Annotated in this window: 23 protein-coding genes, 1 tRNA gene and 1 riboswitch; of the genes, 12 read left to right on the plus strand and 12 right to left on the minus strand. The window is 67.6% G+C overall.

Annotated features, from left to right (window positions below):
• Positions 1-37: 37 nt before the first annotated feature.
• On the plus strand, positions 38-1225 hold the full coding sequence (locus tag QFX32_05455) for an MFS transporter (GenBank protein MDI9633489.1): 1188 nt from the start codon (positions 38-40) through the stop codon (positions 1223-1225).
• A gap of 344 nt (positions 1226-1569) precedes the next feature.
• Here QFX32_05455 and QFX32_05460 read toward each other — a convergent pair whose 3' ends face one another.
• Positions 1570-1875 carry a hypothetical protein gene (locus QFX32_05460; protein MDI9633490.1) on the minus strand — a complete coding sequence of 102 codons (306 nt, stop codon included), beginning with the start codon at positions 1873-1875 and terminating at the stop codon, positions 1570-1572.
• Between the two features lie 127 nt (positions 1876-2002).
• On the opposite strand from QFX32_05460, the gene sixA reads away from it, so the two are divergent.
• Positions 2003-2497: a phosphohistidine phosphatase SixA gene (sixA, locus tag QFX32_05465; GenBank protein MDI9633491.1), complete on the plus strand. Its 495-nt coding sequence runs from the start codon at positions 2003-2005 to the stop codon at positions 2495-2497.
• Between the two features lie 36 nt (positions 2498-2533).
• Here sixA and QFX32_05470 read toward each other — a convergent pair whose 3' ends face one another.
• The 6 genes from QFX32_05470 to pstB all read right to left on the minus strand — a co-directional run bounded on the left by QFX32_05470 (position 2534) and on the right by pstB (position 11357).
• On the minus strand, positions 2534-4135 hold the full coding sequence (locus tag QFX32_05470; protein ID MDI9633492.1) for a PEP/pyruvate-binding domain-containing protein: 1602 nt from the start codon (positions 4133-4135) through the stop codon (positions 2534-2536).
• Between the two features lie 15 nt (positions 4136-4150).
• Positions 4151-6097, minus strand: a complete 1947-nt coding sequence (locus QFX32_05475) for a DUF47 family protein (GenBank protein ID MDI9633493.1) — start codon at positions 6095-6097, stop codon at positions 4151-4153.
• 165 nt (positions 6098-6262) lie between these two features.
• Complete coding sequence (locus QFX32_05480; protein MDI9633494.1) at positions 6263-7927, minus strand: Ppx/GppA phosphatase family protein; 1665 nt, start codon at positions 7925-7927, stop codon at positions 6263-6265.
• The gene (gene ppk1, locus QFX32_05485) at positions 7917-10037 is read right to left on the minus strand and encodes a polyphosphate kinase 1 (GenBank protein MDI9633495.1); all 2121 of its coding nucleotides are present in this window, start codon (positions 10035-10037) and stop codon (positions 7917-7919) included. Before ppk1 ends, QFX32_05480 begins: the two co-directional genes overlap by 11 nt.
• 79 nt (positions 10038-10116) lie before the next feature.
• Positions 10117-10593 (minus strand): arsenate reductase ArsC, encoded by a 477-nt coding sequence (locus QFX32_05490; protein MDI9633496.1) that lies wholly within the window; start codon positions 10591-10593, stop codon positions 10117-10119.
• 2 nt (positions 10594-10595) lie between these two features.
• On the minus strand, positions 10596-11357 hold the full coding sequence (pstB, locus tag QFX32_05495; protein MDI9633497.1) for a phosphate ABC transporter ATP-binding protein PstB: 762 nt from the start codon (positions 11355-11357) through the stop codon (positions 10596-10598).
• A 229-nt stretch (positions 11358-11586) separates the two neighbouring features.
• Between pstB and QFX32_05500 the strand changes: the two genes are divergently transcribed.
• Both QFX32_05500 and QFX32_05505 read left to right on the plus strand, forming a co-directional pair.
• The gene (locus QFX32_05500) at positions 11587-12594 is read left to right on the plus strand and encodes a PhoU domain-containing protein (GenBank protein ID MDI9633498.1); all 1008 of its coding nucleotides are present in this window, start codon (positions 11587-11589) and stop codon (positions 12592-12594) included.
• A gap of 66 nt (positions 12595-12660) precedes the next feature.
• Positions 12661-13224, plus strand: a complete 564-nt coding sequence (locus QFX32_05505; protein ID MDI9633499.1) for a tetratricopeptide repeat protein — start codon at positions 12661-12663, stop codon at positions 13222-13224.
• Here QFX32_05505 and QFX32_05510 read toward each other — a convergent pair.
• The gene (locus QFX32_05510) at positions 13142-13453 is read right to left on the minus strand and encodes a hypothetical protein (GenBank protein ID MDI9633500.1); all 312 of its coding nucleotides are present in this window, start codon (positions 13451-13453) and stop codon (positions 13142-13144) included. The genes QFX32_05505 and QFX32_05510 overlap by 83 nt on opposite strands.
• Before the next feature lie 211 nt (positions 13454-13664).
• Here QFX32_05510 and QFX32_05515 point away from each other — a divergent pair, with 211 nt between their 5' ends.
• From QFX32_05515 to QFX32_05540, 6 genes are all read left to right on the plus strand, one after another.
• Positions 13665-13871, plus strand: coding sequence for an NFYB/HAP3 family transcription factor subunit (locus QFX32_05515; protein MDI9633501.1), 207 nt, complete (start codon positions 13665-13667; stop codon positions 13869-13871).
• A gap of 497 nt (positions 13872-14368) precedes the next feature.
• A riboswitch (Fluoride riboswitch) is annotated at positions 14369-14446 on the plus strand.
• Positions 14447-14485: 39 nt separating this feature from the next.
• On the plus strand, positions 14486-16306 hold the full coding sequence (locus QFX32_05520; GenBank protein MDI9633502.1) for a dynamin family protein: 1821 nt from the start codon (positions 14486-14488) through the stop codon (positions 16304-16306).
• 5 nt (positions 16307-16311) lie between these two features.
• Positions 16312-17211, plus strand: a complete 900-nt coding sequence (locus QFX32_05525; protein ID MDI9633503.1) for a prenyltransferase/squalene oxidase repeat-containing protein — start codon at positions 16312-16314, stop codon at positions 17209-17211.
• A 13-nt stretch (positions 17212-17224) separates the two neighbouring features.
• Positions 17225-18511 carry a phosphopyruvate hydratase gene (gene eno, locus QFX32_05530; protein MDI9633504.1) on the plus strand — a complete coding sequence of 429 codons (1287 nt, stop codon included), beginning with the start codon at positions 17225-17227 and terminating at the stop codon, positions 18509-18511.
• Between the two features lie 25 nt (positions 18512-18536).
• Complete coding sequence (locus tag QFX32_05535; GenBank protein MDI9633505.1) at positions 18537-19058, plus strand: hypothetical protein; 522 nt, start codon at positions 18537-18539, stop codon at positions 19056-19058.
• The gene (locus QFX32_05540) at positions 19015-19155 is read left to right on the plus strand and encodes a hypothetical protein (protein MDI9633506.1); all 141 of its coding nucleotides are present in this window, start codon (positions 19015-19017) and stop codon (positions 19153-19155) included. Before QFX32_05535 ends, QFX32_05540 begins: the two co-directional genes overlap by 44 nt.
• 141 nt (positions 19156-19296) lie before the next feature.
• Here QFX32_05540 and QFX32_05545 read toward each other — a convergent pair whose 3' ends face one another.
• Positions 19297-19512: a LytS/YhcK type 5TM receptor domain-containing protein gene (locus QFX32_05545; GenBank protein MDI9633507.1), complete on the minus strand. Its 216-nt coding sequence runs from the start codon at positions 19510-19512 to the stop codon at positions 19297-19299.
• Positions 19513-19532: 20 nt separating this feature from the next.
• Between QFX32_05545 and QFX32_05550 the strand changes: the two genes are divergently transcribed.
• Entirely contained in the window at positions 19533-19661 is a 129-nt protein-coding gene (locus QFX32_05550) for a hypothetical protein (GenBank protein ID MDI9633508.1), read from the plus strand.
• 437 nt (positions 19662-20098) lie between these two features.
• Positions 20099-21043, plus strand: coding sequence for an ROK family protein (locus QFX32_05555; GenBank protein ID MDI9633509.1), 945 nt, complete (start codon positions 20099-20101; stop codon positions 21041-21043).
• An 85-nt stretch (positions 21044-21128) separates the two neighbouring features.
• On the opposite strand, the gene QFX32_05560 is transcribed toward QFX32_05555, so the two are convergent.
• The 3 genes from QFX32_05560 to oadA form a co-directional block, all read right to left on the minus strand.
• Positions 21129-21240 (minus strand) — tRNA-Met (locus QFX32_05560).
• A gap of 85 nt (positions 21241-21325) precedes the next feature.
• Positions 21326-22804 (minus strand): acetyl-CoA carboxylase biotin carboxylase subunit, encoded by a 1479-nt coding sequence (locus QFX32_05565; GenBank protein ID MDI9633510.1) that lies wholly within the window; start codon positions 22802-22804, stop codon positions 21326-21328.
• Positions 22801-24537 (minus strand): sodium-extruding oxaloacetate decarboxylase subunit alpha, encoded by a 1737-nt coding sequence (oadA, locus tag QFX32_05570; protein MDI9633511.1) that lies wholly within the window; start codon positions 24535-24537, stop codon positions 22801-22803. The genes QFX32_05565 and oadA overlap by 4 nt, the downstream gene beginning before the upstream one ends.
• Positions 24538-24552 lie beyond the last annotated feature (15 nt).

The raw sequence follows: 24552 nt of genomic DNA on the forward strand, positions 1-24552 counted from the left end.
CCCACGGTATTCCCATGTGCCGGTCGGAGGGGAGACGGTGAGGTTCCGCGAGATGCCGGTTGCGCTCCGGGTCATCCTCCTCCTCGGGGTCGTCAGCCTCTGCGGGGACATCGTGTACGAGGGGGCGCGGTCTGTCTCCGGCCCGTTCCTCCTCGCGCTGGGGGCCTCGGCGTTCACGGTCGCGTGGGTCGCGGGCCTCGGCGAGTTCATCGGGTACGCGGTCCGCCTCGCGTCAGGCTACCTCGCGGACAGGACGGGCAGGTACTGGACGCTCGCGACCGCGGGGTACCTGATGGTCGGCGCGATCCCCCTCCTCGTCTTCGCGGGATCGTGGCAGGTCGCCGTCGTCCTCCTCCTCGCCGAGCGGCTGGGGAAGGCGATCCGGTCGCCCGCGAAGGACGCGATCCTCTCGCACGCCGCGCACCGGGTGGGGAGGGGGTGGGGATTCGGGATCCACGAGGCGATGGACCAGGTCGGCGCGGTCGCGGGACCGCTCGCCTTCTCCGCGTCGATCGCCCTTTACGGCGGGTACGGGGAGGGATTTGCCCTCATGGCCGTCCCGTTCGTCCTGCTCGTTGCGGCCCTCGCGCTTGCCCGGCGGAGTGTCACCGACCCCGCGTCGCTCGAGGCGCCGGCAGCTGCGGCGGTGGCCGGCGATGAGCGGTTCCCGCGGGTGATGCTCCCCTACGGCGTCTTCACCGCGCTCACGATGGCGGGTTTCCTCGTCTTCCCGCTGGTCGCTTTCCACCTCGGCGCGACGGGAACAGTCCCCGAGGTCCAGATACCCGTCTTCTACGCCGTCGCGATGGCGACCGACGCGCTCTGCGGGCTCCTCCTCGGGAGGCTGTATGACAGGGCGGGCCTGCCCGTCCTCGTCCTCGTCCCGCTCGTGAACATCCCCATCGCGCCCCTCGCGTTCTCCGGCGGTTACTGGGGGGCGCTCGCCGCCGCGGTCCTCTGGGGGATCTCGATGGGTGGGCAGGAGACCGTGCTGCGGGCGGCCCTCGCGGACCTCACGTCGGTCCGGAAGCGGGGATTCGCCTACGGCGTCTTCAACACGATCTACGGCGGGGCCTGGTTCGCGGGGAGCGTTGCCTGCGGGGCGCTCTACGACGCGGCCCTCTCCCTCCTCTTTTCCTACTGCACCGCGATGCAGGCCGCCGCGCTCGGCGCATTCGTCTGGCTGAAGAGAACGGCAGGAGCGAGGGAACCGGCAGGAGAGTGAAGTGCCCCGCCATGCCGCTGTGGCGCAGAATGCACGGGGCATCGCGCGTCCCGTTCGGGCAGGCGCGGGGAGGAGACCTGTGGGGGAGCGTTGTCGGCTGGGAACGCCGGCCGGGATCCCGCAGGTGCTTTCGCCTCGATAGTGGTCTATTCCCTCTATATTCCCATGTACGAAAATCTATATCCCGTCCTGCCCACTGTTTTCCCGGACATCATGCAGCCCCAGGGATCCAGAGAGCCAGACACCAGTCCCCTAAAACTGCAGTGTGGCCCCCGGGTCACTGCTGATGCGCCGTCTCCACGCGGAGGAGAGAGCGGGACCTGCCAGACTCACCATGCCCTTTTTCACCACCCCCTTTCATCTCTCGCACTCTCGTCGTCACCGGAGTTCCGGCTCGTCGCCGGGATGACGGTGATGATGCTCCTCCTCCTCGGGACCGTCGTCTCGTTGTACACCGGCCGGATCCCGTTGATCTTCAGGAGCTCGTTCTTCACGGCCGCCTGGTGCGTCTGCCGGTTCATCTCCTCCTTCTGCATCTGGGAGACCATCACGGCGAGGCCCGCAGCCGCGGTCACGGTGACGAGGATGAGCATCAGGGTGCCGACGATGACCGAGACGGCGCGCTCGTCTCTCTCCGCGGGGCGATACATCCTGCGATCCCCTTCGATGCACGGAAATAAATAGATTTATTCTATACACTATATTGATATCGGATAAATATAGAGAAAGGGAGGCCCCGGAAAATTTCATCACCTCTCCCGCGTGTCATCTCTCCCGATGGATCTCTACATCGTGCGCCACGGGAAGGCAGGGAAGAGGGTCGGGGACCCCTCTGCGGACAGCGAGCGGACCCTCATGAAGGGGGGGAGGAAGGAGGTCCGCGCCGTCGCGAAGTGGCTCTCGGCCACCGCTCCCCCGCCGGACTGGATCGCGACGAGCCCTCTCCCCCGCGCGAGGGAGACCGCGGAGATCGTCGCGGGGAAGTGGGGGATCCCCGGGGAAGTCGAGGAGTGGGACGAGCTCTTTCCCGGGCACGAGCCATCCGCGGTCCTTTCCCGGGTCTCCCGGATGCCCGCGGGGAGCACGGGGGCGATCGTCGGGCACGAGCCCCAGCTCTCCGGCATCCTCTCGCTCCTCGTCTGCGGGAACTGGACCCTCCGCGTTGCGCTCGCGAAGGGCGGTGTTGCCCGCGTCGCGGGTATCGACCCGGACGGCGGGACGTCGGGGACGCTCGAGTGGCTCGTCTCTCCCTCCCTCCTGTGCGGGGAATGACGGGACGGCGGCCGCGGGGCAAAGGGGGTCCGGCCGCTAGTTACCCCGCCCCGCCCTCCACGACCGCACCGTCCGGATGAGGTCCTCGGGCCTCTCGTGGACGACCGCCACCGCCCCCGCGTACACGGCCCCGGTCTCCCCGTCGAGGGTGATCCGGTCCCCCTCGTAGAGGACGGTATCCCGGAACCTGCAGGCCCTCCGTGCCATGTCGATCCGGAGGTCCCTGCACGCGACGATGCAGACCTTCCCCAACTGGCGGGCGACGACGGCCGCGTGGGAGGTCCGGGCACCGCGCGCGGTGAGGATCCCGAGGGACGCGTCGATCCCCTGGATGTCGTCGGGGGTCGCCGTCTCCCGGACGAGGATCGCGTCCTTCCCCTCCTGCGAGAACTGGACGGCCCTGTCGGCGGAGAGGGCGATCATCCCGCACGCGACCCCGAGCGACGCCGAGACCCCGACCGCGACAGGCGGCTCCGTCGCCCGGACCCGCCGCAGCACGATCCCCTCGACGTCGATCCCCTCGAGCATCCGGAGCGCCTCCTCCCGCGTCACGATCCCCTCCCTCTCCATGTCGACCGCGATGCGGAGCGCGGCGTAGGGTGCCCGTTTCCCCGCCCTGCTCTGGAGAATATAGAGCGATCCCTCCTGTATCGTGAACTCGATGTCCTGCATGTCGCGGAACTCCCGCTCGAGGAGGGAGGCGATCCCCTGCAGCGCCGCGTGCTCCGCGGGGAGGCGGCGGCGGAACTCCTCCTGCGTCACGCCGCTCCCCTCGCCCGAGACGACGTCCTCGCCCTGCGCCCCGAACTTGAAGTCGACGAGGAGCCCCGGTTCCCCCGTCCACGGGTTCCGGGAGAAGGCGACGCCCGCCCCGGACGCGGCCCCGAGGTTCCCAAAGACCATCGCCTGCACGGTCACCGCGGTCCCCCGTGCATCCGTGATGCGGTGGATCCGGCGGTACTGCTCCGCCCGGGGGTTCATCCACGAGGCGAGGACCGCTTCTGTCGCGCGCGCCAGCTGCTCGTACACGTCGTCGGGGAACCGCCGCCCCTCCTTCCGCTGGAAGACCCTCTCGAACTGGGACGCGATCTCCTGCAGGGAGGCGAAATCGAGCGCCGCCTCGTCCGCGACCCCCTCGCGGTCCATGTACTCGCGCACGATCTCCCTGTAGGTCCGGTGGTCGTGCCCGCAAACCGTCGTCGCGAACTGCTCGATGAACCGCCTGTACGAGTCCCACGCGAAGCGCGGGTTGCCGCTCTGGAGGACGAGCCCCCGCACCGTCTCGCGCGTGAGCCCGACGTTGAGGACCGTGTCCATCACGCCCGGCATCGTGACGGGCGCACCCGACCGGACCGAGACGAGGAGGGGCCGGCGCGAGCTCCCGAACGCGAGGCCCATCGATTTCTCGATCCACTGCATCCCGGTCCGCAGGAGGTCGGGGACGTCGGCAGGGAGCCTCCTATCCTCCCTGAAGTACTCCTCGCAGACCGAGACGTGGAGCGAGAACCCGGGGGGAACCGGGATCCCGATGTTCGCCATCGCCGCGACGATGGAGGCCTTGTTCCCGAACTCCGCGGCCGGGACGTGCGCCGTGATCCCCGGCCCGAAGACCACCATCCGGGGGCATTCTCCTGCCATCGCGCTCCCCCCCCCTCACCTGTTCATCCGCTCGAGGATCCTGTCCCTCATGGTCATCGCCGCGCGCATGAGGGAGTTCGTCGCCTCCTCGATGTTCGCCGAGATCTCGAGCGCGAGCCGGAACTCCTTGAAATTCGTGCTCTTCTCGTAGATCACCCTCTCCGTGTTCCGCAGGGCATCGTCCGCGAGCCGCTCGATGCTGTACACCTCGTCGACGGCCTTGAGGAACTCCTGCAGGTCCTCGCGCAGGTTCGTCCTGTGGTAGTCCTGCGCCGCGACGAGTGCCCGGAGGTAGCTCCGACAGCCCTTGAGGGAGAGGTGGGCCATCTTCGCGATCTCCTCGAGGACCGGCTGGGCGTCGGGGTTGCGGGGGACGAGGGTCGTGTAGAAGACCGCCTCCTCGAGGAAGTCCGCGACGTCGTCGGCGATGAAGATGAGGTCGGCGTAGTAGGCCGCGTCCTCGATCCTCGCGGAGAGCGCCCTCACCTTGTTCACGATCTCGTCGGCCTGCCGCTCCCACTTCTTCGCCCTCCTCGCGTTCCGCGCGATCCCCTCCGGGTCGCCCCCCTGCTGGATGGAGAGGAGCGACTCCTGGAGGACCGCCCCTATCTCGATCGCGTAGCTCACGTGGGTCGCGCAGAGGTCCATCACGTTCTCCTGCGCGGAGCGGAAGTACTGGAGGAGCTCTGCCCTGATCTCGTCCTTCAGGAGGTGGACGGACGTCCCGGAGAGGAGGCCGCGGGACGCGACCTCGAGGACGAAGTGGAGGAACTGGATGGTCTTCTCGAGGCCGATGACCTGGTAGAGAGGCTCGCCGTACCGGAGGGACGCACCCGCCGCCATCTCGAGGGCCTCGTAGATGAGCCGGTCGCCCCCGAGCTCGAGGAACGCGATGTGCCCCAGTTCCCTCTCCGCGGCCCACCGGAGGATCCCGATCGCCTCGCTGTTCGGGACGAAGTTGCGCAGCCGCTTCCTCGCCCTGTTCCAGTCGATGAGGAAGACGATCCGCGACCCGAGGAACTCGAGGAATGTGTCCAGTTCCCGCGTGTCGGCCGCCCGGAACGTCCCGACCGAGAGGTGGTACACGTTCTTCTCCATCTTCCTCCCCGCCGCCCTCGTGAGCGTGTCAGCCCACTCGACTGGGTACGCGTCAAAGAGGCTCTGGAAGAACTGGAGACGCTGGATGTGGATGTCCGTGTACGTGATGTGGACGACGAGCCCCTCGACCGTGACGACGAGGACGTGGGCGTCGGTGAGGCCGATGTCGTTCTGGATCACGAGCTTCCCCCCCGAGAGCGTGGCCGTCGTCCCGAGGCCGGGGTGCCCGAACCGCAGGGGAGAGGTCCGGTTGACGCCGGCCATGAACGCCCGCACCCGCGGCCTCTCCGCGTCTGTGAGGAGGTACGTCTTCGCGCCGTCGATATTCTCGGTGCAGAGCCGCGCCTGGAGCTCGTTGAGCGCCCGGTGGAGGTCCATCACGAGGAGGTGGAGGCTGTCCCTCCCCCCTGCCCTGTCGCCCCTCGTGAGGGAGTCGATCGTGCTCCCCCGGATCGTCCCCGATTCCCCGGCGGGGAGCTCCCGGAGGAGGGCATCGAGCCTCTCCCGGAAGGGGGTGCCCTTCGCGTCCCGCGAGTCCGCGAGGGGTGCCATCATCTCCTCCATGGACCTGCGCACGAGCGCGAGGATCTCGTCGAGCATGGGGACGTGGTACAGGTCCTCGCCGACCTTCCGCGTCCCCTCGGTCACGGTGTCGAGGAGGGGGTTGTCTATCCCGGAGAGCTCGCGCTCCTTGCGCAGGTTGCTGTGCTCGACGTCGGGCTGGTCGGCGTGGCTCCGCGCGTTCTGCAGGAGGGTGAAGCAGTACTTCACCCTCTCGTTCGCGGCGAGGGCCGCGTTCACGATCGACGGGACGAGCAGGTCGCCCTGTCCCAGTTCCTGGATAATCTGGCTCTTCTCTGTCATCCGCTCCCTGCCCTGAGGACGGCGTGGTCTTCAGGCGTCACCTCTCCCTCTCCCCGAGGGGGTATAAGAGCCTTTACCCGTTTCCACGCCGCGGGATATGGAAGCATCTCCGGGGATGCACGGAGACTCTATAGGCCGGCGTGCAGGGATGCCATCCCCCGGTCTTCAGGCACCGCCCCCTTCCCCCGCGGGCTCCCGCGGGGAACGGACGACGACCCGGAGTTCCCTCTGGAACGTCCTCTCGAAGTCCTTCCTGTGGAGCTCGAGGCCCCAGAGCTCGAGCGCGCAGCCGTCCGCCGCGAGGAGCTCGATGACCGCGGTGTTCCGGTCGCCGGGCCGGATGCGCGCGTCCCGTATCACGCCGGTGTGGCTCCGGTCGAGGCTGTTTGCGAGGCAGAGGAGATTTGCGAGGATCCGGACGGCCTCCCGCGCCGGGGGATCGAGCTCCGCGATCTGCCGGGCGTGCTTCTGGGAGAGGTACTTCCTGTGGTACCGCGCCACGTACGCGATCATCGCGATCTCCTGCTCCGAGAAGCCGAGGAGCGCGCCGTTGCGGATGATGTAGTACGAGTGCATCTCGTGGTTCTCGTACGAGAGGTACGTCCCGACGTCGTGGAGGATCGCCGCGTACTGGAGGATCTCCCTCATGTCGGGCCCGAGATCGTGGAGGCCCGCCTCCCTCGCGCTGTCAAAGAGGGCGAGCGCGAGCCGGACGATCGTGTTCGCGTGGGACTCGTCCACCCGGAAGAGCCGGGCGAGCCGCACCACGCTCGTGTGCCTGACCGGCATCCGGTGGAACGTGGGGAGCCCCTCCTCCCTGCGCAGGTAGTCGACGAGCAGCCCGTCCCGGAGCCCGCGGTCGGAGGCCCGGATCTCGGAGAGGCCGAACGCCTCCATCAGCGCCTCGAGGATCGCCGCGCCCCCGACGATGATGTCGGCCCGCTCGGGGTTCATCCCCGGGATCTCCTTCCGCTCCTCCGTCGTCGCTGCCCGGAGAATCCCGATCAGGCGGCGGAGGTCGGTGAGGGTGAGGGGGGTGCCGTTCTCCCTCGGGTTGCCGTTGGAAAAGACCTTGTGCGCCATCGCGGCGAGGTTCTCGATCGTCCCCGAGCTCCCCACGCCGAGCTCGATCCTGTACGCCCGCGCCGCCTGGGCGACCTCTATCAGCCTCTCGTCGATGTACGCCCTCATGGCAGCGTAGGTCTTTTTGCCCACGCGCCCGTCCCTCTCGGCGGGGAAGATCGTGCTCACCCGCAGCGCCCCGAGCTTCAGGCTGTCGAGGAAGAAGAACTCGTGCTGGTTGCCTATCGCGATCTCCGTGCTCCCGCCCCCGATGTCGATGAAGACCGCCGTCTTCTCCCCTAGCGACATCCCGCTGGAGACGCCGAGGTACGTGAGCCTCGCCTCCTCCTTCCCCGGGATGACCCGGACGTCGAGTCCCGCCTCCCGCTTCACCCTCTCGATCAGGACGTTCCGGTTCCTCGCCTCCCTCGTTGCCGCGGTCGCGACCGCGACGATCTCCCGCGCGCCAAACGACCGCGCGAGCTCCGCGAAGTGCCTGCAGACGAGGACGGTCCTCTCAATCGCGTCGGCCCGCAGCTCGCCGCTCCCCGAGAACTCCCCCTCGCCCAGCCGCACGTGCTCCTTCTGCCGCGAGAGGACCGTGAACATGTAGTCGGGACTTATCCGGACGACGAGGACGCGCACGGAATTCGTGCCGATGTCGATGAACCCGACGACCTTCTCGCGCGGGGTGCCGGGCGCCGCCGCCGGCGCGGGGAGCGTGGCCGGTCCCGCCTCAAAGGCCATTGGGTCCGCGTCAGTTCCCATGGTGCTGCCACGACCCCCTGTGCGAGAGGAGCCACTCCTGCGAATTGACGGGCTCCTCGCCCTCCCCGGGCACGACCTTCCTGTACGTCCCGTCGGGGAGGAGCTCCCACGCCTTCTGGTTGTCCCGGACGTGGAGGGAGAGGAACGTCCCGAGGATCACCTCCTTCAGGGCCGGGTCCCGGACCGGGAAGAGGATCTCGACCCTCCTGTCGAGGTTCCTCGGCCGGAGGTCGGCGCTCCCGAGGAGGACCTCGTCCTCGCCCCCGTTGCGGAAGTGGTAGATCCGGGCGTGCTCGAGGAACCTCCCCACGATGGACGTCACCCTGATGTTCTCGGAGACGCCCGGGATCCCCGGCCGGAGGCAGCAGATCCCCCGGACGTCGAGCCTCACGCGGACGCCCGCCATCGAGGCCCTGTAGAGCCACTGGATCACCTCCTTGTCCTCTATGCCGTTCACCTTGAACGTGAGCGCCCCGTCGCCGTGCGCCTCGTGCCGCTCTATCTCCCTGCGTATCCTCGCGATGAGCCCTTCCCGCATGGTGATCGGGGCGACGAGGATGGACCGGAACCTCCGGACCCTCGAGTACCCCGTGAGCATGTTGAAGAGGTCGGTCACGTCCGCCCCTATCGCGGGGTCGGTCGTGAAGAAACCGATGTCCGCGTACGACCGCGCGGTCGTCGCGTTGTAGTTCCCGCTGCTCATGTGGACGTACCGGACGATCTCGTCGCCCTCCCTCCTGATCACCATGCAGACCTTCCCGTGGACCTTCAGCCCGTGGAGGCCGTACACGATGTGGACCCCCGCCCGCTCCAGCGCCCGCGCCCAGAGGATGTTCCTCTCCTCGTCGAACCTCGCCTTCAGCTCGACGACCGCGGCGACCTGCTTGCCGTTCTGCCGCGCCTCGATGAGGGAGTCGATGAGGGGCGACCGCGCGTCGATCCGGTAGAGCGTGATCTTGATCGCGAGGACGTCGGGATCGGTTGCCGCCTGCTCGAGGAACGTGATCACCGGGATGAAGCTCTCGTACGGGTGGTAGAGGATGACCTCGCGCCGCCGCAGTGCGGTGAAGATGTTCTTCTCGAGCGAGAAGACGGGGGGGACGGCGGGGAGGAACGGGGGGTCGCGCAGGTCGGGCCTCTGGATACCCACGAGTTCCATGAAGTCGGCGAACCCGAGGGGACCGGGCAGGGAGAAGACGAGGGACTCGGGGAGGTCGAGCTTGTGGGCGATCGTCCCGCAGATGTCCCGCGGCGCCCTCTCGTCGATCTCGAGCCGGATGGGGAAGCCCATCCTCCGCGCCTCCATGCTCTCCTCGACCGCGACGAGGAGGTCGGAGGCCTCGTCCTCGCGGATCTCGATGTCCGCGTCGCGCGTGACGCGGAAGGGGTAGACCGCGACGACCGGCAGGCCGCAGAAGAGGAGGTCGAGGTTCGAGGCGACGAGGTCCTCGAGGAGGACGAACTCGGCCTTCCCCGTGCCGTCAGCCACGCCGCGCTCCCTTACCGGGACGAACCGCGAGAAGAGGGAGACCGGGACCTTGATGCGCGAGAAAAGCCTGCCTTTTTTGGGGTCCTGCAGGACGACGGCGAGGTTGAGGGAGAGGTTGGAGATGAAGGGGAAGGGGTGCGTCGCGTCGAACGCGAGCGGGGTGAGGACGGGCGCGATCTTCCTCTCGAACCTCTCCCTCAGCCCCGCCCTGTCCTGCTCCGGGAGGTCCGCGTACCGGCGGATGAATATCCCCTCCGACTCGAGGGCGGGAACGAGCCTCCCGTGCCAGCAGGAGATGAACTCCCGCGAGAGCCTGTCGACGAACTCCCGGACCACCGAAAGCTGCTCCCCCGGGGAGAGCCCGTCGGGGGGGCGCTCGAGGGCACCGGCCTTCTGCTGCCGCCGCAGGCCCGAGACGCGGATCATGAAGAACTCGTCGAGGTTGCTCCCCGCGAGCGAGAGGAACTTCACCCTCTCGAGGAGGGGGTGGGACTCGTCGCACGCCTCCGCGAGCACGCGCGATGTGAACTCGAGCCAGCTCACCTCTCGGTTGATGAAGAGGGAGGGGTCGTCGAGGGAGATTCCCCGCGCGCCGCCCTTCTCGCTCCTTTTCCCCCGCACGCCCCCGCTCACTCCCCGCGGCCTCCGGAGATAATGGAAGAGAAATCTCCCCCGGGGCTGATAAATGGCTCCCTTTCGCTCAAGGGTCCCCCTCCTCCCGCCGCGGCAGGGGCCAGAACGTCCGCTCGACGAAGACCCATATCTCGTCGCGGAGAGCCCGGAACCGCCCGACGACGAGGGAAGGATCCGCCTCGCACTCCTGCGGCGTCACGAACGGCCGGTGGATGACCCGGATGCCGTGGAGGGGGAGGGTGCACCTGTACTTGACGTCGTCGCAGAGGGTCACCACGTAGTCAAACGTCCGGTCCCGCAGTTCCATCACGGAGCGCGACCTGTGCCGCGAGATGTCGATGCCCCTCTCCGCCATCACGGTGCGGGCGAGCGGGTGGAGCCCCGAGGGCGCGATCCCCGCGGACGTGACGTCGTACACGTCCCCGTAGAGGTGCCGGAGGATCCCTTCTGCCATAGGGGACCTGACCGAGTTGTAGGCGCAGACGAAGACGACGGATCTCTTCGCATTCCCCTCCCCGGGGAGGGAGTGCCCCCCTCCCCGCATCCCTACCCGAACCTCCCCGTGATGTAGTTCTCGGTGATGGGGTTCTGCGGGGACTCGAAGATCTGCGTGGTCTCCACGAACTCGAGCATCTCCCCGAGGTACATGAACCCCGTGTAGTCGCTCACGCGGGATGCCTGCTGCATGTTGTGCGTCACGATGATGACGCAGTAGTTCTGTTTCAGCTCGTTGATCAGGGCCTCGATCTTCGCGGTGGCGAGGGGGTCGAGCGCCGAGCAGGGCTCGTCCATGAGGATGACCTCGGGGTCCACCGCGAGCGTCCGCGCGATGCAGAGGCGCTGCTGCTGGCCGCCCGAGAGGCTCATCGCGGACTGGTGGAGCCGGTCCTTCACCTCGTCCCAGAGTGCCGCCTTCCGCAGGCTCCTCTCGACGATCCGGTTGAGCTCCCCCCTGTCCTTCACGCCGTGGATCCGCGGGCCGTACGCGACGTTCTCGAAGATGGACTTCGGGAAGGGGTTCGGCTTCTGGAAGACCATCCCGATGCGCCGCCGGATCTCGACGGGGTCGACCTTCTTGCCGTAGATGTTCTCGCCGTGGAACTCGACGGTCCCCGTGATCCTGCACCCCTCCACGAGGTCGTTCATCCTATTGAAGCACCGGATCAGGGTCGACTTCCCGCAGCCCGAGGGCCCGATGAGCGCGGTGACCTTCCGGTCGAGGACGTCCATGTTCACCTTCTTGAGCGCCTGCTGCTCGCCGTAGAAGAGGTCAAGATCCCTCACCCTGATGATCGGCGACCCGGTCACGCGGGCACCCCCTGCGGGCTCGCCTGCCCGCGACAGGGAACGCCGCTTCCCGTCCCGGCACCGCGAACGGGACGGCCACGGGGGATGGAGCGAAAGAGGGGAATCCGCATTCTTGGGAATAAATAAAGGATTGTTTTCTTATACCGTTTTCCGAAGAAAAATATATGCCTACATATACTCTATGTAATAAAATAGAGTGATATAGTCACGCCCCGCGGATGTGGAGGAGATGGAGATCCGGAAGGTCCAGATCACGGGGGGGTCGTCGTACGTGATCACCCTCCCCAAGGAGTGGGTCATGGCCCAGAAGATTGGGAAGAACGAGCCGCTGGGACTGGTCGTCCAGAGCGACGGGACGCTCCTCGTCACGAAGGAGATCCACGAGAAGCCCATCTCGCGGACGAAGAAGATCGACGTCACGGCGGTCAACGACCCCAAGTACCTCTTCCGCCTCCTGATCGGGATCTACATCGCGGGGTTCACGACGATCGAGCTCTCCTCAAAGGCCCGCCTCCCCCCGTCGATCGGGCTGATCGTCCGGGACTTCACCCAGATGACGATAGGCCCCGAGATCGTCGAGGAGACCGACAACCGGATCGTCCTGCGCGACCTCCTCAACCCGATGGAGATGCCCTTTGACAACACCCTCAAGCGGATGTACGTGATCGTGAAGAACATGCACCTCGACGCGATGGCCGCGACCGAAACGGGGAACGCGACGCTCGCGGAGGAGATCATCTCGAGGGACAGCGACGTGGACAGGCTCCACTGGCTGATTTCGCGCCAGACCAGCATCGCGCTGAAGAATCCCGAGATAGCGCGGAGGATGGGGACGAATGCCCACGCGGTCATGAACGCGTACATCATCAGCCGCATCATCGAGAGAATCGGGGACCACGCCGTCCGGTGGGCAGAGAGCCTCCTTGGGATGGCGGGCCACGCGCTCGACAAGCCCACCCTCTCGCAGATGCGGGAGGCGAGCAGGCTCGCCCTCTCCCTCTTTGACCGGAGCATCACCGCGTACTTCAAGGCGGACATCAGGGAGTCCCACCAGAACATCGAGCAGGTCGAGCGCCTCGAGGAGCTCTGCAACGAGCTGAACAGGATCGCGATGGGCCACGAGCCGGAGGTCACGGTCGCGGTCCGCTCCATCACCGAGAGCATCCGCCGCTCCGGCGAGTACGCGGGGGACATCTCCGAGGCCGTGATGAACTTCCTCGTCGAGGAAAAGGTGTAGGGCCTCTATAATTTCTATATATTACACACGATAGCATTATATTTTCCCGCCCTTTACAATAGAGGCATGGCATTTCCCGCCATTGGATGGGGCAAGGAGAGGGGAAGGGGGACGGTGAGCCGGCCGTCCCTCCTCTCGGGACTCCGGGGGCTCTTATCGAGGAGGGAGGAGCCGCCGCGGAAGCCCTGCCCGCGGTGCGGGACGGGCAACCCGCGGGAGGTCTTCTACTGCAAGGAGTGCGGGTTCCGGTACCCGGACAGCGTTCCCGCCGCGGTGGTGACACCGCCTTCCCGGCCGGAGGTCCCGCGGGACGAGGAGAAGAAGGGGTACCTCGAGCAGGGGAACGCGTTCTTCAGGGCAGGCCAGTACGAGAGGGCGGTCGAGATGTACGACAGGGCGCTCTCGATCGATGGCGCCTACGCGAAGGCATGGCACAACAGGGCCCTCGCCCTCCAAAAACTGGGGAGGATGGAGGAGGCGGCAGAGTCGAGGGCACGGTTCCTCGCGCTCCGGGGGAAGGGAGAGGAGAGGGAGGGATCCCGCGTTCTCAGCCGGTCCCGGACGGCTCGCGCTGCCACGCCCACGGGGCGAGTCTCCCCTGCGCCGTGTACTCAAAGAGCCTGTTCGTGAAGGCGACCTCGGAGCGCGGAGACCCCTCGAGGATCCCCGCGACGCGGACGAGCTCCTCGGCCAGCGCGCGGTCCGCCGTCCTCACGAGGAAACGCGCGTTCCCGACCCTGATGACCGGGTACTCGTCCGCCCGCGGTTCCGCCGCGGGGTGCGCCGCGCCGCGGGTCCACCTCCCGCGCGGGGGTGCGCGACTCCCCTCCCTGTCGAGGCCCACCTGCAGTTCTCGCATGAAGGGGACTTGCTCCCTTGCTATATAAAAGTTTACAAGAATAAATATATTCTCTATATATAATTCCCACAAATATATATCTTTAGGGTGTCTGGGCGTGCAGACCGCGACCCTGATATCCGTGTCCCGCGCCGGAGATGCCCTTTACAGGGCCGGTTCGAGAGTAATATATAAATACTCTCCGTGCCCCTATTCAAATGAGGTGATCAAGGTGGCAGATTTACCTCTTGCAGCAGTTGTCAGGATTGCGAAGAAGAGCGGTGCAGAACGCGTGGGAAGCGACGCCGCGACTGCACTCGTCGCAAAGTCTGAAGAATACCTCGCCGAACTCGTCAAGAAGGCGACGAAGTTCGCGATGCACGCCGGGAGAAAGACCATCAAGGAAGAGGACGTCGAGCTCGCGGCAAAAGAGATCTAGGGGCTCTCCCATCCTCCTTACTCCATCTGTCCGACAGGGGAACACACACCAACAGTCCTTTTTTCCGGGCGAAAACCCGGTGAGGCCCGCACGGCGAGGGGGAGGCCTCTCCCGCGCGGCACCGAACCGTAATGCCCCGCGGGGAGAGAAATTACGGGGAGAGGTGGCCGTGGTGTGACTGTCACGACGTGGTTCTGTCCCCGGTGCTCGCACGAGTCCCCCCGGCCGGTGGAGGTGTGCCCGGCGTGCGGGCACGGCACCGCCTCCGATTCCCCCCTCGCGCACGAGGAGAGGCTGGTCTCTGCCGTCTCACCCCCCGTTCGGGAGCACAGGATGATCGCGATTCGAGGTCCCCGGGAGGATTCGTTCCCAAAGGGCCGTCCCCGCCCTCGCGGGGGTGATCCGGGGGGAGACGGACTCCCACGTCGTCTGCAAGGCGGCGCGGGCGACGCGTTGCGGGGCAGAAATTTTATCGTGTCCTGCACGAGAATTTACGGATACACTCGGGTGATGGAGTTCACCTTCTAACCGCAGGCCCTGCAGATCCCTCTCCTGCTGATAACTCCTACTCTTGATTCGCGACTGGAAGAACGAGACCCACAGGAAGGAGTATCATGCACGGCCAGGTTCCGGAACGAGCGCCCGACCCGCCCGCGGCGGGTCCCGTTTCCCCCCCGTCTCCCCCACAACTCCCCGACCTCCTTTGCAGTGCCGTCTCCCTCCTCCGCGACCTTGGGCCCGCGATGGAGCCGCAGGAGAGGGCACTCTCCCACCTCGTGGAGAGGCTCGCGGCGGGGAGGTTCCAGCTTGCCGTCCTCGGGCAGTTCAAGCGGGGGAAGAGCACGCTCCTCAACGCGATGCTCGGGGAAGACATCCTCCCAAGCTCCGTCATCCCGCTCACCGCGATCCCGACGTTCATCCGGCACGGGGAGGAGCGTGCCGTCCACGTCCACTTCGAGGGGAGCGGCGAGGAGAAGGTCATCCCCTGCACCTCGCCCGCGGAGATGAACCGTGTCCTCCTCGTGTACGTCTCCGAGGAGGCAAACCCGAGGAACAGGCTCGGGATCGCGACCGTCGAGATCACCCACCCCGCGCCCATCCTGCGGGACGTCGTCCTCGTCGACACGCCGGGGATAGGCTCGACGCACCGGCACAACACCGAGATGACGCTCAACTTCCTCCCCCAGTGCGACGCGGCGCTCTTCATCGTCTCGGCCGATCCCCCGATCACCGAGGTCGAGTGCGACTTCCTCGCCCACGTCCGGGAGAAGGTCGCGCGGCTCTTCTTCGTGCTGAACAAGGTCGACTACCTGACGCCGCGGGAGAGGGAGGAGGTGATTGCGTTCCTCCGCAGGGTCCTCGCCGAGAAGGCGGGGATCGCGGGGGACGTCACGGTCTTTCCGGTCTCCGCGAGGCAGGCGCTCGCCGCCCGGATTGCGGGGGACGAGGCGCTCCTCTCCGAGAGCGGACTTCCCGCCATCACCGCCCACCTCGTCGACTTCCTCGCCCGCGAGAAGACCCGCGTCCTCTCCGAGGCGGTGCGGAAGAAGGCGCTCGACGTGCTCCACGACGTCTCGCTCCGCGTCGGCCTCGAGGAAAAGTCGCTCGGGATGCCGATCTCCGACCTCGAGAGGAGGCTTGCCCTCTTCGCGGCGAAGGTCGCGGAGGCGGAGCGGCAGAGGCAGCAGACGCAGGATCTCCTCGCCGGGGACCACAGGAGGGTCGTCTCCCTCCTCGAGGAGGAGTGCGCGCGGCTGCGGGAGGACGCGGAGAGGCACCTCTCGGCCGTCGCGGCCGGTGCGATCCCGCCCGGGGGGGACCCCGATGCCCGGGCCGTCGAGAACGCGATCGCGGCGGAGATCCCGGTCTACTTCGAGCACGCCCTCGGCGAGGTCACCGCGCGGTTCGACCGCGAGATGATCGCGGTCCTCTCGGCCCACCGCGAGAGGGCCGACGCCCTCGCCGAGTCAGTCAGGGTCGCGGCATCGGCGATCTTCGAGATTCCCCACCACCCGCCCTCGGCGGGTTCCCCGATCGTCCTCGCCCGCGAGCCCTACTGGGTCTCGCGCAGGACGTGGTCAGGGATGCTCGGCATGATCTCGCCCGACCTCGTCGACCGCGCACTCCCCCGGTCCCTGCGGGAGAAGAGACTCCGCGACAGGGTCGCACGCGAGATCCACGCGCTCGTCGTCCAGAACGTCGAGAACCTCCGGTGGGCGACCCTCCAGAACATCGACGCCGCGTTCCGCGTCTTCTCGCGGGAGATCGACGAGGAGTTCGCCCGGACGATCGACGCGACGCGGGGGGCGATCGAGGCAGCCTACCGGCAGAGGAGGGAGAGGGCGGGGGAGGTGGAGGGGCGGCTCCGCACCCTCCGGGACGCGTCCCGCGCCCTCGGCGACCTCGTCGCCGCCCTCTCCCCCGCCCCCCCGTGAATATGATGGCGCGCGGGACAGCGGTCGCCCGGGGCGGGGAGACTCCCGCCATCCTCGCCCGCGCCGCGGGGTACGCGAGGGAGCGCCGGTGCCCCTCCGGGGGGTACTGCTTCTTCCGGCTGGATGAGCCGAACGCCGCGGACACGTGCTTTGCGCTCCACGTCCTCTCCCTCGCGGGCGAAATACCCGGCGACCACGAGACGGTGCGGTTCCTCCACGAACTGCAGGCACCGGACGGGTCGTACCCCTCCCTCGCCGCGGCTCTCTATGCGGGGGGAGCGCTCGGGCTGCTCGGGGCCCGCCCGCGCCGCGACCCTTCCGCGTACATCCTCCGGTCACTCCCGGTCCCCGACCCGCGGACGCGCGTTGCGGAGTCGCTCTCAATCTTCGAGCCCCTCCACGCGTGGGCGTCCCTCGTCGCGGTGCACGGAATCGAGCTTTCGCGGGAGACGAGGGAGAGGGTCGCGTCGGCCGTCCTCTCGTTCCGGTCGGGGGACGGGGGATTCGGGTTCCCGACGGCAACCCTCCCTGACACGCGGATGGCGGCAGAGATCCTCGCGGCGGTCTGCGGGGAGGACGCCGTCCCGGACGTCGCGGGATTCCTCGCGTCCTGCGCCGACGCCTCGTTTGGGTTCCTCCCGCGGCCGGGGTCGAGGCCCGCGTACCTCGAGCACGTGCACGCCGGCATCCGCCTCTCCCTCCTCCTCGGGGAGGGCCCGCGCTGGGGGGAGGCGTGCAGGGACTTCGTCCTCCGGTGCGCCCACCCGTCGGGCGGTTTCTCCCGCTCGATCTTTGGCGGCATCCCCACGCTCGAGGCGACGGCGCGGGCAGCGGAGTCCCTCGCCCTCCTCGACGCTATCTCCCGGGGCAGATGGGATTATGCGGGAATCGCACCGTACATGTGAGGGGAGGAGACCATTGGCTGACACACGGATAGAGCGGATCTTCGCCCGCGAGATCCTCGACTCCCGCGGGAACCCGACGGTCGAGGTGGACGTCCGTCTCGCGTGCGGCGCGGCGGGGAGGGCGGCGAGCCCCTCGGGAGCATCGACGGGGACCCACGAGGCCGTCGAGCTGCGGGACGGCGAGAAGGACCGGTACCGCGGGAAGGGAGTGCGGCGGGCGGTCGCCAACGTGAACGGGAAGATCGCCCCCGCTCTCGCGGGGATGGACGCCGCGGACCAGCGGGCGGTCGACGGCAGGATGATTGCGCTCGACGGGACGGGCAACAAGGCCTCCCTCGGGGCAAACGCCATCCTCGCGGTCTCGATGGCGGTCGCGAGGGCCGCGGCGGCGGCACGGGGGGAGAGCCTCTGGCGGTACCTCGGGGAACCCGGGAAGGCCGTGATGCCCGTCCCGATGATGAACATCATGAACGGCGGCGTCCACGCGAACTGGCAGGGCCCCGACTTCCAGGAGTACATGATCGTCCCGTACGGCGCCCCGAGCTTCTCCGAGGCTCTCCGGTACGGGAGCGAGACCTACCACACGCTGAAGGAGATCCTCAAGGCGGAGGGCTACAGCACGGGGATCGGCGACGAGGGGGGCTTTGCGCCGGCGGTCAGGTCGAACGAGGAACCGCTCGCGCTCATGGCCCGCGCGATCGAGGAGGCGGGCTACACGCCGGGCCGGGAGATCGGCTTTGCGCTCGACCCTGCCTCGAGCGGGTTTTGCGAGGGCGGCCGCTACGTGCTCAGGACGGAGGGGAGGGAGCTCTCCTCCGGCGAGATGGTCGACTACTACGCCGAGCTCGTCTCCCGCTACCCGGTCGTCGTGATCGAGGACGGCCTCTCCGAGGACGACTGGGAGGGCTGGAAGGAGCTCACCCGCAGGCTCGGGGACCGGGTCGAGCTCGTCGGCGACGACCTCTTCGTGACGAACGTCTCGCGGATCGCGAGGGGGATCGCAGAAGGGGTCGCAAACGCGGTCCTCATCAAGCCCAACCAGGTGGGGACGGTGACGGAGACGGTCGCGGCCGTCGCGCTCGCGCACTCCCGCGGCTGGGGCGCGATGGTCTCGCACAGGAGCGGCGAGACGGTGGACACGTTCATCTCCGACTTCTCGGTCGCGATGGGCACGGGGCACCTCAAGACCGGTGCCCCCGCGCGGGGCGAGCGCGTCGAGAAGTACAACCAGCTCCTCAGGATCGAGGAGGAGATGGGGACGGGGGCCCGCTACGCCGGGAGGAAGGCATTCGTCAGGTGACGGGGTCTCCCGCGGCGGCGACGTCGTGAATCGCGGGAATAACGGGGCGCGGGTCCTCGCGGGGGCGCTCCAGTACATCGACGCGCTCCTCTCCCGCACCGAGGAGGCGCTCGGGGAGGAGACCCGCGGCCACGCTGCCTTCCGGCACTACGTCCCGGACATCCCCGCGGCGAGCCGCGAGAGGCTGTGCCTCGGCGTGCGGGCGCTCCGGGAACGCCTCGCGGAGGAGGTGGACCGGCTCGGCATCCCCCCCGACACGGGCGCGGTCCCCACCTCCCGGGCTGTCCGGGCGAATCTCGCCGCGGTAGAGATCACGCTGGAAGAGCTCTCTCGGCGGGACTGGGGCGACCTCGGGTGGCCGCCGTCGGAAACGGAAGGCCTCCTGCGTGCCGTCGCGTTGCTCCGGGAGGAGGCGAGGGCGCTCTCCACGTCGCTCCCGCGGGACGGGGACGAAGGAGATAAGAGCGGGGGGGACAAACCTCCCCCTGAGCGTGAGGAGGACGATGGCGGACGATACCTGGGCAGAGATCGCGCGCGAGCTCGATGATCCCGAGGACCAGCAGGACCCGTGGGAGACGAGGGGCGACCCCTGGGTCGCGAACGTGTACAAGGACCTCTTCACCCGGCGCCAGGAGAGGGCGTAAAACGGGCCGGATGCATCCCGGGAGCACCGGATCGCGGGTCCCGCGAGTCTTGTGTTAACTTTTACCCGCCGGTGCACGGGAGACGCGGGGGGAGGGTGCACCGTCCGTGTCCCCGGGAGATCCCCGGCAGTTCCCTGTCGCTCAATCGTTCCTCCTCGCGGATTCCCACGCCTCCTCCCGGAGCACGTCCTGGACGATGATGATCGCGATCCCGACACCGAGGGAGACTGCGATCAGCATCTGCGGGACGGAGGTGGTGACGATCTCCACCGCCGCCGGGAACGGCCGGATGAGCGCGAGCCCGATACCGGCGTGGAGGCACTCCATGAGGACGCCAAGCCCGATCGCGGGGACGATGCCGATGATCCGCCCCCCCCTTGAACCTGTGCACGAGCCCCGCGATCAGCCCGGAGAGGACCGTGGCGAGGGAACAGGCGACGCAGGAGATCCCGCCCAGCGCGAGGCGGTGCAGCCCGCCGACGAGCCCGACGGCGAGCCCGGCGTAGGGGCCCGCGACGAGCCCCGCGACGATGGGGGAGAGATCCCGGATGTTGGTGATGGCCCCAAAAACCCCCTGGATCCCGATGTACGTCCCGAATATGGAGAATGCACCGAAGATCCCAATGAAAATGGAGTGATCCTGGAACGTTCCTTTCTTGACGATCACGTTCCTGACGGGCCCTAATTTCGTGGCGATCTCCATGAAGACGAAGATGAAGATCTCCGTTGCCGCAAAGAGCGTCAGGTAATCCCCGATCATGCTGTGGGTCATGCCGGCCGCGGACAAGGGGAACCATTCCGGGAATCTGTACCAAGGGAGATGGCCGGTCCACGGCTTATAGTCACCGGGATTGTCCCGGCCCGCTGGGGGGCAGGAACCGTTGCCGAGGGGAGCGAGGGGACCCGCATACCTTCATCATCCACGAAAGAGAACACGGGATCCATGGGGCTTGTCATCGCTGTCGACCTCGGGGCGACCCGGACGCGTGCGGCGGTCTTCCGGGACGGCTCGCGGGCAGGGGAGAAGGTCGAGGAGAAGACGCCCTCCGGCACGCCCGACCCCGCCGCCCTCGTCTCGTTCCTCGCGCGCATCGCGCGCAAGGCCGCGAAGGGCACCCGGGGGGAGATCGGCGCGATAGGGCTCTCGGTCGCGGGCCCGGTCGACATCCGCCGGGGAATCCTGAAGAACCCGCCGAACATGGCGGTCCGCGACGTCCCCCTCTGCGATGCCCTCTCGCGGGAGTTCGGCGTCCCGGTCCGGATGGTCAACGACTGCCACGCGGGGCTCCTCGGCGAGCTTTCCGCGGGTGCCGCCCGCGGGAGGGACAACGTCGTGTACGTCACCCTCTCGACCGGGATAGGCGGCGGCGTCTACGAGAACGGGAGGGTCCTCCTCGGCAGGTCGGGCAGCGCGGTCGAGATCGGCCACCTCCACGTGGACGATACCTACGACCTCTCCTGCAGCTGCGGCCACCGCGGCCACTGGGAGGCCTACTCCTCGGGGAGGTTCCTCCCCTCGTTCTTTTCCCAGTGGTGCCGCTACCACGGGAGACCGCACTGGGGACCCGGGAATGCCCGCGACATCTTCGCGTCCGCCCGGCATGGGGACGACGACGTCCTCCGGTTCGTCCGCGACCTCGTCCGGATCAATGCCCGCGGCGTCTCGGACGTCATCGTCGCGTACGACCCCGAGCTCGTCGTCTTCGATGGGTCGGTGGTGCGGCACAATGCAGACCTCCTCCTCGACCCGCTCCCCTCCGAGGTCGACAGGTTCCTCGACGTCCCGGAGATGGTCCTCTCGGGCCTCGGCGGGGACGCCCCGCTCGTCGGGGCGGCGATCATCGCGGAGGGGTACGCGACGCCGTACGGGGACTTCGGCGTGGTCTAGGGGGACGCGCCGCGCGTCGGGGAGGACCGGCAGGGGGCGGGAAGGGAAATACTCCATCGCTTTTCGCACGCGATCCAAAAGGGAGTGCTGCGGGTGGGATCCGAACCCACGACCTCCAGATATCTCAGATGATGGGCGTTTGTCTCCTGCTCAAAACCCTATGAGTCTGGCGCCCTAACCAGCTAGGCCACCGCAGCGCAACGGAAAGTGCATAATAGTGACGCGGTGCACGCTCTTAAAGGTTCTGTTTCCGCGGTAAAAAGCGTCGGGGGTTTTTCCCGCTCACTTCCCCCCCTGCCCGTGGAGGTAGGCGGCGACGGCCCCCGCGATGGCCGCGACCTGCTTGCCCTGCCGGAGGGACGCGGCGAGCGTCTGCATCCGCGCCTCCTCCTCGCGGACGTACCGGGGGAGCGTCTTTGTCATGTGCTCCTCCTCGAGGAAGTGGGTGTGCGTCTCGCCCCGGACGAAGTGCGGGTTGTGCATGATCGCGTGGTGGAGGGGGAGCGTCGTCTTCACCCCGATGATGACGTACTCGTAGATCGCCCTCCGCATCCGGGCGATCGCCTCGTTCCGGTCGGCACCCCACGCGCAGAGCTTCGCGATCATCGAGTCGTACGTCGGCGGGATGGAGTACCCCATGTGGATCCCCGAGTCGACGCGGATGCCGGGGCCGCCGGGCGAGCGGTACTTGAGGATCTTGCCCGGGTCCGCGGTGAAGTTGTTGAGCGGGTCCTCGGCGTTGATCCGGCACTCGATCGCGTGGCCCCGGATCGTGACGTCCTCCTGGTCGAACGGGAGCGCCTCGCCCGCCGCGACCGCGATCTGGAGCTTCACGAGGTCCCTGCCCGTGATGAGTTCCGTCACCGTGTGCTCCACCTGCAGGCGCGTGTTCATCTCCATGAAGTAGTAGTTCCCGTCGGCGTACAGGAACTCGACCGTCCCCGCGTTCGTGTAGTCCGAGGCCCTCGCGACCGCGATCGCGGAGGCCGCCATCCGCTCGCGCAGCTCGGGCGTCATGATCGGGCAGGGGGCCTCCTCCACGAGCTTCTGGTGGCGCCTCTGGATCGAGCACTCGCGGTCGTAGAGGTGGAGGACGTGGCCATGCTCGTCGGCGATGACCTGGAACTCGATGTGCCGCGGTTTCTCGAGGTACTTCTCGATGAAGACCGTCGGGTCCCCGAACGCCGACTGGGCCAATCGCTGCCCCGCCTCGATCGCGGACCGGAGCTGGGATTCGTCCCTCGCGATCTGCATGCCGATCCCCCCGCCCCCGGCGCTCGCCTTCACGATGACGGGGTACCCGATCCCGGCCGCGACCTCGCACGCCTCGTCCGGGTCCGAGATCCCGCCCTCGGTTCCCGGGAGTACGGGGACGCCCGCCCTGCGCATCATCTGCTTGGACTCGACCTTGGACCCCATCGCCCGGATGGACTTCCACGAGGGCCCGATGAAGACGATCCCCTCCTCCTCGCAGAGCTTCGCGAACCTGTGGTTCTCGGCGAGGAACCCGTAGCCGGGGTGGATCGCCTCGGCCCCGGACTTCCGGGCGATGTCCACGATCCGCTCCATGTTGAGGTAGCTCTTCGCAGGCGGCGCCTCGCCGACGAGGAACGCCTCGTCCGCGTACTTCACGTGGAGGGCTTCCGCGTCCACGGTCGAGTAGATCGCGACCGTCTCTATCCCGAGCTCCCTGCAGGCCCGCATCACCCGGATCGCGATCTCCCCGCGGTTCGCGACGAGGATCTTCTCGAAGTACGTCACTTTACCACCATGAGCACGTCCCCGCTCTGGACCACGTCGCCCTGGTCGACGAAGATCTCCTCCACCTTCCCGTCGACGGGGCTGTGGATCGGGTTCTCCATCTTCATCGCCTCGAGCACGAGGAGGGTGTCGCCCTTCTTCACGCGGGCACCCCTGCTCGCGAGGATCTTGAGGACCATTCCCTGCATGTGAGCCTTTATCCCGCCGGGGATGTCGCCCCGCGGGATCTTCCCCTGCGGGGAGGGCATCGCCTGGACGATCGCGCTCCCCCCGACCGAGAGGATCCGCACCGAGAAGACCTCGCCGTCCACCTCGACCTCCATCGCGTGCGGGAGCGCCGGGACCGCGGGCGCGGCCTGTTTCTTTGCCGGGATCTCCTCGGGCTTCTTCTCGCCCCGGAGGAAGGCGGGGGCGATCGCCGGGTACAGGATGTAGGTGAGGACGTCCTCCTCCTTCCTGACGAAGCCCTCGGCGATGGCCTGTGCCCGCATCTTCTCGTAGGCGGGCTCGAGGAGGTCTGCCGGCCGCACCGTGATCACGGGCTCGTCCCCGATGATCTTCTTCTTAATCTCCTCGGGGATCGGCCCCGGCGGCCGCCCGTAAAGGCCGCGGACGTAGTCCTTCACCTCGTTCGTGACGTTCCTGTACCGCTCGCCCCCGAGGATGACGTTGAAGACCGCCTGCGTCCCCACGATCTGGGAGGTCGGGGTGACGAGCGGCGGGTACCCGAGGTCGCGCCGCACCCGCGGGATCTCCTCGAAGACCGCCTCGAGCTTGTCGAGCGCGTCCTGCTCCTTCAACTGGGAGACGAGGTTCGAGATCATCCCGCCGGGCAGCTGGTAGAGGAGGACGTCGGAATCGATCCGCTCGGAGATGGGGTCGAGGATCCCCGCGTACTTCTCCCGGATCCTCTGGCACTCGTTCCGGACGGCCCGCAGCTTGTGCAGGTCAATCCCGGTGTCCCTCGGCGTGCCCGAAAGCGACGCGACCACGCTCTCGGTCGGGGGCTGGGAAGTCCCCATCGAGAACGGCGACATCGCGGTGTCGAGGATGTCGACCCCCGCCTCGATCGCGGCCTGGTAGCTCATCGGCGCGATCCCGCTCGTGCAGTGGCAGTGGAGGTCGAGCGGGAGGTCGACCCTCTCCTTGATCCGCGTCACGAGGTCGTGCGCCGCCGCCGGCATGATGAGGCCCGCCATGTCCTTGATGCATATGGAGTCGCAGTCGAGGGCGGCGAGCTCCTCTGCCATCTGCGCGAAGAGCTCGTTTGAGTGGACGGGGCTCGTCGTGTAGCATATCGTGCCCTGGAGGTGGGCCCCCGTCTCCTTCACCCGCTTCATCGCCCGCGTCATGTTCCGTATGTCGTTGAGTGCGTCAAAGACGCGGAAGATGTCCACGCCGTTCCTGTGGGCCGCGTCCACGAACCTGTCCACGACGTCGTCGGGGTAGTGGCGGTACCCTACGAGGTTCTGGCCCCGGAGGAGCATCTGGACCGGCGTCCTGCGCAGCTCCTCTTTCAGCATCCTGAGGCGGTCCCACGGGTCCTCCGCGAGGTAACGGATGGCCGAGTCGAACGTCGCCCCGCCCCACGCCTCGACGGAGAAGAACCCGACGTCGTCGATGAGGCGCGCGAGCGTGAGCATGTCCTCTGTCCGCATGCGCGTCGCGATTAGGGACTGGTGGGCGTCCCGCAGCGTCGTGTCGGTGATGGCAACTTTTCCTGCGCGTGGCATCAGGGGAACCTCCGG

Source organism: Methanolinea sp. (assembly GCA_030055515.1).
In the GTDB taxonomy this organism is placed as follows: Archaea; Halobacteriota; Methanomicrobia; order Methanomicrobiales; family Methanospirillaceae; genus Methanolinea_A.